Raw genomic sequence first — 12685 nt, forward strand, 5'->3', positions numbered from 1 at the left:
GGAATGCCCGTGCCGGGAGGATCGGTGGACCGCGCCCCTGGGTTCGGGCCTGTGCAGGAGTGGTCGGCGGCGTCACAATAAGGGGATGACCGCGAGCGCCACGCAGCCGTTTCGCGTCGTCTTCGTCTGCAGCGGCAACATCTGTCGCTCGCCGATGGCCGACGTCGTGTTCCGCTGGTTCGCGGATGCGTCGGGCCTGGGCCGGCGCGTGGCATCGTCATCGGCGGCCACGGGGGATTGGCATGTGGGAGAACGGGCGGACTCCCGGACGCTCGAAGCCCTCGCGCGGCGCGGCTACGACGGCTCCCGCCACCGCGCCCGGCAGTTCACCTCGAGCGACTTCGACCGCAACGACCTCGTCGTGGCGCTGGACCACAGTCACGAGCGGGTGCTGCGAGGATGGGCGCGCAGCGAGGGCGACGCCGACAAGATCGCCCTGCTGATGTCGTTCGATTCGTCGGCGAAGTCGCTCGACGTGCCCGACCCCTACTACGGGTCGCCGGCGATGTTCGATGAGGTGCTCGGTATGATCGAGGGCGCGAGCCGGGCCCTGTTCCGCCAGCTCGAACCCGCGATCCGCTCCGCGGTCTGACGCTTCGACCGCCCCCGACGGGAGACCCGTGACCTCTCTGCCCCCGCAGCCGCTCAGCCCCCTGGACGGCCGCTACCGCGCCGCGGTGTCGCCCCTGGCGGATTACCTCTCCGAGGCGGGGCTCAACCGCGCGCGCGTCGAGGTCGAAGTGGAGTGGCTGATCGCCCTCACCGACCGCTCCCTGTTCGGCACGGCGCCCCTCGGCGACGACGACAAGGACCGGCTGCGCGCCCTGTACCTCGAGTTCGGCCAGAGTGAGATCGACTGGCTCGCCGAGAAGGAGGCCGTCACGCGTCACGACGTGAAGGCCGTCGAATACCTCGTGCGCGATCGCCTCGCCACCCTCGGGCTCGACGGCGTCGCCGAGCTCACGCACTTCGCCCTCACCAGCGAAGACGTCAACTCCGCCGCGTACGCCCTCACCGTCCAGCGCGCGGTGACGCGCGTGTGGCTCCCCCGGCTGGAGGCCGTGATCGAGGCGCTGGCCGGGATGGCCCGCGACTCCCGCGACGTCGCGATGCTCTCGCGCACGCATGGGCAGCCGGCCACTACGACGACGATGGGCAAGGAGATCGGCGTGTTCGCGTGGCGTCTGCGCCGCGTGGCCGGCCAGGTCGCCGCATCCGAGTACCTCGCGAAGTTCTCCGGAGCCACCGGCACGTGGTCGGCGCACCTCGCCGCCGATCCGGCCGCCGACTGGCCCGCCATCTCCCGGGCGTTCGTCGAGTCCCTCGGGCTGGGCTTCAACCCCGTGACCACCCAGATCGAGTCGCACGACTGGCAGGTCGAGCTCTACGACCGCGTGCGCCACGCCGGCGGCATCCTGCACAACCTCGCCACCGATGTGTGGACGTACATCTCGATGGGCTACTTCACCCAGATCCCCGTCGCCGGGGCGACCGGGTCGTCGACGATGCCGCACAAGATCAACCCCATCCGCTTCGAGAACGCCGAGGCGAACCTGGAGATCTCCGGCGGACTGTTCGGCACGCTCGCCCAGACGCTCGTGACCTCACGCCTGCAGCGCGACCTCACCGACTCCACGACGCAGCGCAACATCGGCGTCGCGTTCGGGCATTCCCTGCTCGCCCTGGACAACCTCGAGCGCGGGTTGCGCGAGATCTCCCTCGCGCCCGACGTGCTGCGCGCCGACCTCGACGCCAACTGGGAGGTGCTGGCGGAGGCCATCCAGACCGTCGTGCGCGCCGAGATCGCCGCCGGTCGCTCCTCGATCACCGACCCCTACGCGCTGCTGAAGGACCTCACGCGCGGCCGCCGGGTGGGGGCCACGGAGCTGGCGGAGTTCGTGCACGGGCTCGACATCGGCGATGCCGCGAAGGAGCGCCTGCTCGCCCTCAGCCCCGCGACCTACACGGGCCTGGCGTCCTCAGTGGTCTCGCACCTCTGACCCGCCCCGGGTCATCCCGCCCGCGCGTCGCCGAGGCCCGTGTCGCCGAAAGTGCATCGAACCCGCGAGAGTGCATCGAATCCGGTGCACTCTCGGCGAGGTGATGCACTCTCGCCGACAGGATGAGCGCGTGCGGCGTGCGGGTCAGACTGCGGGCGGGTTCCGGCCGGCGGGGGCGTCGGGGTCGCCGGATGCGGCGTCCTCGTCGGGGAGCAGCACCGGGCGGTCGACGGTCTTGCCCACCTCGGCGGGATCGATGGCAAGGAGCAGCAGCGCCACGATCACCAGCACGGCGATGAACGCGATACCCGCGGCGATCGCGCCGAACACGAGCGCGCGCTGGGCCTGACCGGCGGGGCCGTCCTGGAAGAACCCCATCGTGACCAGCGTCACGACACCGGCGAACACGGCCGTCAGGAACGCCAGCCCCAACAGGTGCAGCGGGCGCATCAGATCACGGCGAGTGGGTTTGTCGGTCATGCGTCGACCTCCTCAGCAGACGTGGGGGCCGCCGCCGCGTCGCGGCGCGGCGAGAATCCGGCGATGCCGAGGTACACCGCGAGAATCGCGGCGTACACCCCGAAGATCCCCACGGCGATGATCGTGCCGGTCAGAGTGAACGACTGGCCGGCCTCCTCGATGTAGTACTCCAGCGCGTATCCGGTGGGCACCACGGCGACGCCGACGGCGAAGGCGGCGCTGAGGATGCCGACGGTCAGCGTGTCGCGGGGCGCGAGCCGCTTCGCCTGTCCGCGGCGCTCACGCACGCCCGCGATGATCTCCACGAGGCCGGTGAGCGCACCCCATGCGATGAAGACGACGAACAGCATCGTGGTCGTGCGCCACGGCGCGATGCCGACCACCATGCCGGCAGCGAGGTTGAGGGCAGCCAGCACGAGCGCGGGAGCGCGGTCACCGGCGGGATACACGAGCCACGCGGCCAGGGCGAACACTAGCCCGGTCGCCATCGCGAATCCGCTGAACACCGCGAGCCCCACGGCGGCGGAGTGGTCCGGCGAGAAGGTCACCATCACTGCCGCCAGCGCGGCGAAGAGCGCGCGGGCGAGCTGCAGGTGCCGCACCTCGAAGGGGCGGACGGATGGTGAAGCGGTCACGACACGTCCTGAAGAAGGGAAAGGAGGATGCCTCCAGTCTAGGTCGTGCCCGCCTGAGTGCCCGCGGGGCGTCTCGCCGCCGAGCGATCCGCCCCCCGCCCCCGGCGCCCCCGGCACAACCGCGGACATCGTCCACGACGCGCCGGGGGTGGGGCGCGTTTCGCGGCGTGTCGCCGACGATCCCCGCCGTTGTGCGCGGCGGCGGCTGCGGGGGCGGTCACACGCCGGCCTGGGCGAGCCAGTCGGCCAGCAATGCCGCCACGAGCGCGGGACGCTCGTGCGGGAGGGCGTGGCCCGCGTCGGCGACGGTGACCACCGTGGCGCGCGGGTAGACCGTGCCCAGGTCCTGCTGCCGCTCCCATCCCACCCAGCCGTCCTGGCGCCCGCACGCGACCAGCACGGGCGCCTCGATCACCCCGGCGTCGGCGTCGAGGGCGTCCAGCGCACGCTCGAACACCGCGTCATCCACCTCGCCGGATGCCGGGGCGACCGCCTCGCGGAAGCGCGCGAGCGTCTCGGCAGTGCGCACGACGAAGTACCCCTCGTAAGCGTCGCGCTGGGCGCGCTCCAGGTCGGCGGACACGCCGTCGTCGCGGACGACGGACGGCTGCGCCGGGCGCTGTGGTCCGTCCAGATAGGGGCACAGCAGGGCCAGGCCCGCGACGCGGTCGGGGTTCCGCGCCGCCACCGCGCGGGCCACGAGCCCGCCGAACGAGTGGCCCAGGAGGAGAAACCGGCCGTCGATGCCCTCCTCCTGCAGCAGCCGGTCGACGAGGTCGAGCACACCCTGCGCGCCGTCGACGCCATCCGACGGGCGGGATTCGCCGTGCCCGGGCAGGTCGACGTAGACGCGCCGCACGGGGAGCCCGTCGAGCATCGGCTCGAGGAATCCGCGCACCTCTCCACGCGCCGAGTACGCGCCGTGCAGCGCGAGCAGCGGCATACCGTCGCCCCGGACCTCGTACGCCAGGCGTGCGTTCTCCCGCGTCTGCACCCGCCAGGTCGCGACGGCTGGTTCGGAAGCTTCCGTCACCCCTTGACCGCACCCTGCGTGACGCCCTCCATGACCCACCGCTGCGTGAACAGGTAGGCGATGAGCGCCGGTGCCATCGCCATCAGGTACGACGCGAAGGCGACGTTGTAGTTGTTGCTGAACTGGTTCTGGAAGAGGTTCTGGCGCACCGGGAGGGTCTGCATCTCGGGATCGGAGATGATCAGCGAGGGCATCATGAAGTCGTTCCAGGCATACAGGAACGCGAAGATGCCGACGGTGGCGCTCATGGGGGCCAGGAGCGGGAAGATCAGCTGCCAGAACGTCTGCCACGTCGAGGCGCCGTCGATGCGCGCGCTCTCCTCGAGTTCCATCGGGATGGAGCGCAGGAACGCCGTGAACAGCAGCACGCTGAAGCTGAGCTGGAACATCGTTGCGAGGATCACGACACCCACCGGGTTGTCGAGCCCGACCCGGCCGGTCAGCTGGATCTGCGGGAGCGCGACGACGGGGAAGGGGATGAACATCGCCGCCAGGAGGTAATAGAAGGAGTACCGGAAGAGCTTGCGATCCCAGTTGCGCACGATCGCGTACGACGCGAACGCCGCGAGGACGATCGTGAGCACGACCGTGCCGGCCGTGACGAACAGCGAAATGGCGGCGCCCACGGGGAACTTCGTGAGGTTCCAGGCCTCGACGAACCCGTCGAAGCTGAACGGCGCCGGAAAAGAGAAGGCGTTGCCGTCCACCGCCTGCGCCGAGGTCTTCAGCGACATCGTGATCGTCACGTACAGGGGCAGCAGCACGGTGACGGCGCACAGGATGAGGATGATCGTCCACGACCAGCTCCTGCGCTCCTGCCCGGTGCGCCCGCGTGCACGTGAGCGGGCGGGGGTGGATTCGCGCTCTGCGATGAGCTCGCCTTCGGCCGCCTCGGAGGCGAGGGCGGGTTGCGTGGTCATCAGAAGACCTTCCTTCCCCGCGTGAGCGAGAGTTGGAGGAGCGAGATGATCACGGCCACGATGAAGAAGATCGTGGCGTTGGCCATCTGGTAGGAGTAGTCGCCGGTGTTGAAGCCGAAGATGATGCTCATCGCGATGCTGCGGGTCGCCGTTCCCGGCCCGCCGCCGGTCAGACCGACGATGACGTCGTAGGCGTTGAGGAAGTTCTTGAAGCTCAGGATGACGTTGATCACGACGTAGCCCGCGACGAGGGGGATCGTGATCCGCAGCATCTGCTGCCTCTTGCCGGCCCCGTCGATGTCGGCGGCCTCGTACACCTCGCCGGGAACCGACAGCAGCCCCGCGATGTAGATGAGGAGCGTGCCGGGGATGGCCTGCCACGCCGTCACGATCACGATCGCGACCCACGCCAGGTCGGGATTGGCCAGCAGGCTGGACTGCAGCCACGTGAGGCCGGTCGCCTCCCCGACCGCGGGCACCGAATTGGAGAAGAGGAAGTTGAAGACGTAGGCGATGATGATGCCCGAGATCACCATGGGGATCACGAAGATGGTGCGCAGGCCCGTCTTGAATCGGATGCGGGAGGTCAGGCCCACCGCGAGGAGGAACGCGATCACGTTCACCACGATCACGGTCGCGATCGAGAACCCGAAGGTGAACAGATAGCTCTGCAGGATGGCCGGGTCGCTGAACAGGGCGATGTAGTTCGTGAACCCGATGAAGTTCCACTCGCCCAGCCCGATCGAGTCGGTGAAGCTGAAGAAGATGCCCACCATGCCCGGCACCGTGATCGCGAGGGTGAACAGGATGAGGGTCGGCAGCAGGAAGAAGTAGTAGATCGGCTCGACGCGGCCCTTGGGGCGTTTGGCCGCCCGCGTGCCGCTCACGATCGTCTCGGTGGCGGTCATCGCGCGGCCTCCTCAGCCTGGGCGTCGGTCTCGCTCGAGGGGATGGGCGAGCGGAAGGCGAGGCGCGCCCAGTCCGCGTCCATCGTGCGGAGCGTGCCGGCCGGGTCGGCGCCCAGCGCGAGCGACTGCGCGTAGGCGAAGACGGGGATGGTCTTGGGCACGAGGACGGAGGGGCCCTGGTAGAAGCGCCCCTCGTCGTAATAGGTCGTCATGCCCTCGATGCGCGGATCGCTCGGGGTGGTGCGTTCTCGGTGGGCGCGAAGCCGAGCTGCGACTCGTTGTACGACTCGATGTTCTCCGGCTGGTAGAGGAACTCCATGAAGTCGCGCGCGGCCTCCTTGTGACGGGACTCCTCGGGGATCATGGCGGCGAGGTCGGTGTTCACGCGCACTTTGAGGTCGGCGGGGTCGTCGGTCATCGGCAGCGGGAAGGTGCCGAGCTCGAGGTCGGGGGCGGTCCTGGCGATCTCGGCGAGGGCCCACGGTCCCTGCAGGTACATGGCGGCCTCGCCCTTGCCGAACGCGGTGTTCCCGTCGTTGTAGGCGCGGCTGGGGGCGTCATCATTCGTGTAGGTGGCGAGCTCGGCCATCTGCTGGAGCGGTTCTGCGAAGCCCTCCTCGAACGACACGTCCGACCCGGAACCCACGTCTGCGCCCTGCTCGGCGAGCGCGTCGAAGAACTCCACGAGGTCCAGCGATCCGCCGATCGTGTAGTCGTACCATCCCTGTGCGACCGTCCAGTCGTCTTTGAACGTGGCGTAGAACGGCGTGACGCCGGCGGCGGCGAACGCCTCGCACGCGGCGATCAGCTCGTCCCACGTCTGCGGCACCTCGATGCCGTTGTCCTCGAAGATCTGCGTGTTGTAGATGACCGACGACGCCATCACGGAGTAGGGCAGCGCGCTCGTGCGGCCCTCGCACGTGCCGTACTGAGCCATGAGCACGTCGAGATCGTCACGGATCGTGGCCGCCGCATCCGTCTCCGACAGATCCGACAGCGCGCAGCGGTCCACGAACCGGGCGACTTCGTAGTTGTAGTTCGCGAGCATGAAGTCGGGCGGATTGCCGCGGACGAAGCTGGCCGAGACCACGTCGATTCCGGAGGTGTCCATCTCCACGCGCACGCGGTCCTGCGACGCGTTGTACTCGGAGACCAGCTCGCCCATGACGTCGAGCGCCTCACGTTTGCTGAAGGTGAAGCGGATCGTCTCGCGGCCGTCGGCGGAGCACCCCGCCAGCAGCGCCGCGGTGAGGGTGACCGCTGCGCCGAGAGCCAGCGCGCGCGTTCCCCTGCAGGATCTCGAAACCACAGTCGCCCCTTTCACCCGCGGCGCCCGTGCCGCGGAATCATCCAGCAGGGATCTCGTCTGCGACATCACCTGCCTCTCGCGCACCTTGGCAGGCAGGAGCTGAGTCGGTCAAGGGGCTCGACACACGCTCACCGGCGGGTGGCGGCCGACCGGCGGTCCGCTGGCAGGCGAAACCTCGTCCCCGCCCTCGGCGCCGGGCCCGGCCCCTTCCGTACAGCCGCGGCAGCGACACGCCCGCGCACGCTTGCTGCATGAGTAACGCCGTCGGCGGGTGTGGATCGTTATTGGGTGAGCTCGCGGTTCAGCCGATCCAGCAGTGCCTCCAGTGACACTTCGAATTCTTCGTCGCTGCGGTCCTCGCTGAGGAGTGTTCGGAGGCGTTTCACTTCGGGTGCAGCCGCCAAACTGACGTTCCCGTCGCCTTCCGGGATGGTGGCGTCGCCCTCGTCGAGGGGTTCTTCGACCGGGCCGGTTTCCGCGCCGCGGACGGCCGATTCCAGGAGCAGGTGGCCGAGCAGGAAGCTGCTGAAGGACCGGTAGGCATCCACGGCCTGCTGATCGGTGAAACCGTGCCCGATGAGAGTGCCGAGGAACGTGTCGACCACTTCGACGCTGCGTAGCGGGGGACGCAGCCAGGGGGCTGCCGGGTGCCGGGTGGCAACCAGCGGGAACGCGAGCGGATGATCAATCGCGATCTGGCGGACGTGGTGGGCGACGGTTTGCAGGAACCCCTGCCAGTGTTCAGCGAGCTCCTCGTCAAGATCCGAGGTCAGGTTCTCCATCAGGAGAGCCACCACCCCCTCCAGCAGATCCTCTCGCCCGTGTACGTGCCGGTAGAGCGACATCGCCTCTACACCGAGCTCCTGCCCCAAGGAGCGCATCGACAACCCTTGCGCGCCACGCCGGTCGATCTGCGCGAGCGCCGTCTCGATGATCAGGCCGCGGCTCAGGCGACGGGACTGCGCACCGGTCGGCTTCTTCGTCACCCGGACGGTCATAGCACATTCCCTCCCATCACGCGCAACCCCCCTCGCCAAGTCATTTCGGGCGCTGTACTGTCACGCTAGTCTGCTTACGGTGTAAGCCGGCTGGTAGCCGGTCCGCACGTTTCGACTTCTGCGGCTCCGACGCCCCAACCCAAGGGATCGAGACAATGGCAAACAATCGCACCGACCACCCCGACAGCGCCGCAGCCCGCCCTGTCATCGCAGACCGCAACGACGACGCCGCGAAGGAGTCGCTGATCGGCACCGAAAGGGGTGGCCGCACCGCGAACGTGTCATGGGGGTCCATCATCGCCGGGGTGGTGACCTTCCTGGCCGTCACCATCCTTCTCTCTCTCGTCACCGCCGGCATCGGCCTGGGTGGTTCAGGCATCGGGGCGACCATCTGGAGTGTCATCGCCCTGGTGATCGCTCTTGCCGCGGCCGGCTTCGTCGCTGGCGCGCTGGCCTTGCGCAGCGGGCTGCTGCACGGATTCTTGACCTGGGCGACCTCGCTGGTTGTTGCTCTCGCCCTGACTGTGTGGCTCAGCGCCAGCCTGCTCGGGGGCGTTGTCAGCTCCGCCACCCAGGCACTGTCCGGGACTGACGTCACCCAGGTCGTCGAGGACGTGCAGAGCAACGTCGACGAAGAAGAAGCTCAGGAGCAGACCGATGAGGCGCTGCAGGACGCGCAGCAGACGGCGGAGGATGCCGCCGAGACTGCTCAGGCCGCCTCGTGGTGGGGCTTCGCCGGGCTGCTGCTCGGCGCGGTGATCGCAGCCCTCGGCGGGATGCTCGGCGTGCGGAGCGTCGTCAAGCGTGACCCCGACACCACTGCCGCGCCGGTCACCACAACCCGGTGACACGGCTCCCGGTCGCGGGCCCGCGCCGGTCTCAACACGTACGAACAAACGAACGATAGGAACAGTCATGATCAGCACAGAAAACATCGGCGGTCTCGTGGGAGCAGCGGTGATCGACTCCGACGGGGAGAAGATCGGCACGCTCGAGCAGATCTACCTCGACACCGACACCGGGGCGCCCACCTGGGCGGCGGTGCGCACCGGTTTCTTCGGCACCTCGGAGTCCTTCGTGCCCATCGACGACGCCAACCAGGACGGCGAGAACCTCCGGGTGGGCTACGCGAAGGAGTTCGTCAAGAACGCACCGCGCATCGACGCGGACGGGGCGTTGGAGCACGCGCAGGAAGATGAACTGTACGTCTACTACGGCAACGGTTCCCGCAGCACCAGCGCCGCCGAAGGCACCGGTACCGCCCGGGACGCCAGTGACGGGGCGGTGGACACGAGCACCGGGTATGACACGTCCGGTCCGACCACCGACGATGCGATGACCCGCTCCGAGGAGCGCCTCCGCGTCGGTACCGAGAAGGTTCAGACCGGTCGCGCACGGCTGCGGAAGTACGTCGTCACGGAGGAGAAGACCGTCACTGTCCCGGTGAGGCATGAGGAGGTGCGACTGGAGCGCGAACCCATCACCGACGCGAACGTCGCGGATGCCATGGACGGGCCGGCCATCAGCGAGGAGGAGCACGAGGTCGTCCTCACTGAGGAGCGGCCCGTCGTCGCCAAGGAGACCGTTCCGGTCGAGCGTGTCCGCCTGGGGACGGAAACCGTGACGGAGGACGAGACGGTCACCGAGCAGGTCCGCAAGGAACAGATCGACTACGACGACGGCACGGACCGCGCCGACCGCGCCTGACCTGTCGATCGCGGTCGCGCGCGCAGAGACCGGACCGTCCGGGTACGCCTCGGGCGGTCCGGTCTCTGCCGCTTCCCTTTCCATCCCGGGTGACTTGCGCGGTGCCGGCCGACAAACGCGCGGATGGCCCCCCAATGGTGCGCCCGCCGTGGTGGCTCGATTCCCACTCAATGGAAAAGCGCGACGGCGAGGAGTGTGTCTGTTCGTAGCCTGGATCCGCTTCCCCGACACAGACGGAGGGTCGACGATGACCACGGATCCCACACCGGCCGCAACCGATACGACAACCGAGTCGCTCGCGCAGGCGATCGCCCGGGCAGGCAGTCCCACGCAACTGCTGCGGAACCAGAACTGGCCGGCGTTCACCTTTCCGGTGGCGCCAGAGTTCACCAACTGGCGCGACGAGCAGCGCGCCTGGAACACCACCGTGGCGCTGATGGACCAGTCCCACCACATGACGCAGTTGTTCCTCGACGGGGCGGACCTGATCCCCCTGCTCAGCTCCATCTCTCCCAACACGTTCGCGACGTTCCGTGCCGGGGTTGCCAAGCAGCTCATCTCGGTCAACGAGGACGGGTACCTCATCGGCGACGGCATCCTGTTCTACAACTCCGAAGGCCCAGAGGGCCGGGTGTTGATCGGGCACCACATCCTCATCGACTGGGTGCGCTTCAACGTCGAGAAGGCGCAAGCCCGAGGCGAGGATGTGCGCTACCGGTTGGAAGCGAACTCTCAGATGAGGCAGGGACCGCCCACGTTCTACCGCTACGAGCTGCAGGGCCCGCACGCCGACTCCGTCATGGAGAAGGTCTTCGGCGGACCGGTGCCCCACATCAAGTTCTTCCACATCGGCGACGTGACGATAGCCGGACGGCCGGTGAGAGCCCTCCGTCACGGCATGGCCGGTCAGCCGGGCTTCGAGTTCTACGGACCGTGGGAGGACGCCGACGCGGTGCGCGACGCACTCATGGAGGCGGGCGAGGAGTATGGCATCCGGCGTGTCGGGGCGAAGGCGTACTCGTCGTCGCCGCTGGAGTCTGGCTGGGTGCCGACGCCGTTCCCCGCCGTTTTCGACGACGACCTCGCCGAGTACCGTGAGTGGCTCCCCGCTGCCCGCATCGGCTCGGTCGGAGGCTCACTGCACTCGGCGGACATCCATGACTACTACATGACGCCTTTCGACATCGGGCTCGGCCGCTCGGTGCGCTTCGACCACGAATTCCACGGTCGCGAGGCCCTCGAGAACCACGCCGAGAACACCCGCCGACGCAAGGTCACGCTGATCTGGAACGCGGACGACGTCGCCGGGGTCGTCCGTTCGCAGCTCGAGCCGGGTACCCCTGCCAAGTTCCTCGACTTCCCGAAAGCGCGCTACGGGTTCTACCAGATGGACGAGATCCAGAGGAATGGCGAGCGGGTCGGCATCTCCACCGACGCCGGGTATGTGTCGTACGACCAGCTCTACATGTCGCTGGCGACCCTCGACGCCGACATACCGGACGGCGATGAAGTCGAGGTGCTGTGGGGCGAGAGCCCCATCTCGCGCAAGGAATCGGTCGACGCCGATCACCGACAGGTGCGCATCCGTGCCACGGTGGCCCCGGCGCCCTACCACGACTACGCCCGGACGGTGTATCGCCAGAACGCCTGACCTCCTCGTCCGCGGCACCACCCTCAGCGGGGGTTAGCATGGCGGCGTCGTTGAGGAGGAAGCGGTGGCCCGAGAATCGGCCGGTGAATCGGTGCTGCGCCGCCACATGCGCGTGCTCGAGAGCTTCGATGCGTGGCATCCCTTCTTGACCCTCAGCGAGATCGCGGAGGCCAGCGGTCTCGCCGTCTCGACGGCCCACCGCCTGATCGCCGCACTCGAGGGCGAGGGCCTGCTCGAGCGGCTGCCCGACCGCACCTACCGCCTCGGCGTGCGGCTGTGGGAGTTCGCCAGCCGCACCCCCGGCGCCGTCGGGCTCCGGGAGATCGCACGGCCCTGGCTCAGCGCCGTGCACGAGCGCGTGCGCGAGCACGCGCAGCTCGGTGTGCTGAGCGGACGGGACGTGCTCTACATCGACCGGGTCTCCACGCGCGACGCGGTCGTCAACGCGACCCTCGTCGGCGGGCGGATCCCCCTGCACGCGTCTTCCAGCGGGCTGGTTCTCCTGGCGCACGCGGACGCGACACTGGTCGACGATGTCATCGCTCACGGTCTCCGCACCTACACCGAACGCACGATCCGCTCGGGACCCGAGCTGCGGGCCCACCTGCGTAAGGTGCGCGACGACGGGTACGCCGTGACGGACGGGCACATCCACCCGGAGTCGCGCGGCATAGCGGTCGCCGTCACCGGCCCCGGCGGGGGCGTGTATGCCGCGATCGGCGTCGTCGTGCCGAACGACGGTGTCTCACCCCATCCGTATGTCGAGCTCCTGCGGCGTGCCGCCGCCGGCATCACGCACGACCTCGCCGTGGCGTACCGCCCCGACGTGGACGAGCGCACCCACGGCATCCGCTCACTCGTGCGCGGCTCGCGCCGGTCGATCGAGTACCTCGAGAGCCTCGACGCCGACCCGCACGAATCCGTCGGCTTCCGTCTCGCAGCGCCGCCGTGACGGTGACTGCAGCGCCCAGAGGAATCCACGTCCCCCAGTGGTGGGGTCGTCATGCCGCCGATCAGAGACCGTGGCGACTGAGGAGCCCGCGC

Annotated in this window: 12 protein-coding genes and 1 pseudogene; 6 read left to right on the forward strand and 7 right to left on the reverse strand. The window is 68.8% G+C overall.

What is annotated here, in order from left to right:
- Positions 1–85 precede the first annotated feature (85 nt).
- The gene (locus F6J85_RS17370) at positions 86–592 is read left to right on the forward strand and encodes a low molecular weight protein-tyrosine-phosphatase (protein WP_150927001.1); all 507 of its coding nucleotides are present in this window, start codon (positions 86–88) and stop codon (positions 590–592) included.
- A gap of 28 nt (positions 593–620) precedes the next feature.
- Complete coding sequence (purB, locus tag F6J85_RS17375; protein WP_150927004.1) at positions 621–2000, forward strand: adenylosuccinate lyase; 1380 nt, start codon at positions 621–623, stop codon at positions 1998–2000.
- A gap of 144 nt (positions 2001–2144) precedes the next feature.
- On the opposite strand, the gene F6J85_RS17380 is transcribed toward purB, so the two are convergent.
- The 7 genes and pseudogenes from F6J85_RS17380 to F6J85_RS17410 all read right to left on the reverse strand — a co-directional run bounded on the left by F6J85_RS17380 (position 2145) and on the right by F6J85_RS17410 (position 8283).
- Positions 2145–2480: an amino acid transporter gene (locus F6J85_RS17380; RefSeq protein WP_150927006.1), complete on the reverse strand. Its 336-nt coding sequence runs from the start codon at positions 2478–2480 to the stop codon at positions 2145–2147.
- Entirely contained in the window at positions 2477–3115 is a 639-nt protein-coding gene (locus tag F6J85_RS17385) for an acyl-CoA synthetase (protein ID WP_150920411.1), read from the reverse strand. Before F6J85_RS17385 ends, F6J85_RS17380 begins: the two co-directional genes overlap by 4 nt.
- Positions 3116–3332: 217 nt before the next feature.
- Complete coding sequence (locus tag F6J85_RS17390) at positions 3333–4148, reverse strand: alpha/beta fold hydrolase (RefSeq protein ID WP_150927007.1); 816 nt, start codon at positions 4146–4148, stop codon at positions 3333–3335.
- The gene (locus F6J85_RS17395; protein ID WP_238707007.1) at positions 4145–5068 is read right to left on the reverse strand and encodes a carbohydrate ABC transporter permease; all 924 of its coding nucleotides are present in this window, start codon (positions 5066–5068) and stop codon (positions 4145–4147) included. The genes F6J85_RS17390 and F6J85_RS17395 overlap by 4 nt, the downstream gene beginning before the upstream one ends.
- Positions 5068–5976: a carbohydrate ABC transporter permease gene (locus F6J85_RS17400; protein WP_150920409.1), complete on the reverse strand. Its 909-nt coding sequence runs from the start codon at positions 5974–5976 to the stop codon at positions 5068–5070. The genes F6J85_RS17395 and F6J85_RS17400 overlap by 1 nt, the downstream gene beginning before the upstream one ends.
- Positions 5973–7285: pseudogene (locus tag F6J85_RS17405) on the reverse strand (ABC transporter substrate-binding protein). The gene F6J85_RS17400 and the pseudogene F6J85_RS17405 overlap by 4 nt, the downstream one beginning before the upstream one ends.
- Positions 7286–7566: 281 nt before the next feature.
- The gene (locus F6J85_RS17410; RefSeq protein WP_150927009.1) at positions 7567–8283 is read right to left on the reverse strand and encodes a TetR/AcrR family transcriptional regulator C-terminal domain-containing protein; all 717 of its coding nucleotides are present in this window, start codon (positions 8281–8283) and stop codon (positions 7567–7569) included.
- A 155-nt stretch (positions 8284–8438) separates the two neighbouring features.
- On the opposite strand from F6J85_RS17410, the gene F6J85_RS17415 reads away from it, so the two are divergent.
- The 4 genes from F6J85_RS17415 (at position 8439) to F6J85_RS17430 (ending at position 12593) form a co-directional block, all read left to right on the forward strand.
- Positions 8439–9131, forward strand: a complete 693-nt coding sequence (locus F6J85_RS17415; protein ID WP_202980851.1) for a hypothetical protein — start codon at positions 8439–8441, stop codon at positions 9129–9131.
- 67 nt (positions 9132–9198) lie between these two features.
- On the forward strand, positions 9199–9990 hold the full coding sequence (locus tag F6J85_RS17420) for a DUF2382 domain-containing protein (protein ID WP_150927011.1): 792 nt from the start codon (positions 9199–9201) through the stop codon (positions 9988–9990).
- Between the two features lie 247 nt (positions 9991–10237).
- The gene (locus tag F6J85_RS17425) at positions 10238–11641 is read left to right on the forward strand and encodes an aminomethyltransferase family protein (protein ID WP_150927013.1); all 1404 of its coding nucleotides are present in this window, start codon (positions 10238–10240) and stop codon (positions 11639–11641) included.
- 64 nt (positions 11642–11705) lie between these two features.
- Entirely contained in the window at positions 11706–12593 is an 888-nt protein-coding gene (locus F6J85_RS17430; RefSeq protein WP_150927014.1) for an IclR family transcriptional regulator, read from the forward strand.
- Positions 12594–12685 lie beyond the last annotated feature (92 nt).

Origin of the sequence: Microbacterium lushaniae (assembly GCF_008727775.1) — a bacterium.
Lineage (GTDB): Bacteria > Actinomycetota > Actinomycetes > Actinomycetales > Microbacteriaceae > Microbacterium > Microbacterium lushaniae.

Bases quoted from the DNA above. Each gene is read 5' to 3' on its own strand.
- F6J85_RS17420 (WP_150927011.1), top strand. From the start codon at position 9,199: ATGATCAGCACAGAAAACATCGGCGGTCTCGTGGGAGCAGCGGTGATC.
- F6J85_RS17370 (WP_150927001.1), top strand. From the start codon at position 86: ATGACCGCGAGCGCCACGCAGCCGTTTCGCGTCGTCTTCGTCTGCAGC.
- F6J85_RS17425 (WP_150927013.1), top strand. From the start codon at position 10,238: ATGACCACGGATCCCACACCGGCCGCAACCGATACGACAACCGAGTCG.
- F6J85_RS17410 (WP_150927009.1), bottom strand. From the start codon at position 8,283: ATGACCGTCCGGGTGACGAAGAAGCCGACCGGTGCGCAGTCCCGTCGC.
- F6J85_RS17415 (WP_202980851.1), top strand. From the start codon at position 8,439: ATGGCAAACAATCGCACCGACCACCCCGACAGCGCCGCAGCCCGCCCT.
- F6J85_RS17380 (WP_150927006.1), bottom strand. From the start codon at position 2,480: ATGACCGACAAACCCACTCGCCGTGATCTGATGCGCCCGCTGCACCTG.
- F6J85_RS17400 (WP_150920409.1), bottom strand. From the start codon at position 5,976: ATGACCGCCACCGAGACGATCGTGAGCGGCACGCGGGCGGCCAAACGC.
- F6J85_RS17395 (WP_238707007.1), bottom strand. From the start codon at position 5,068: ATGACCACGCAACCCGCCCTCGCCTCCGAGGCGGCCGAAGGCGAGCTC.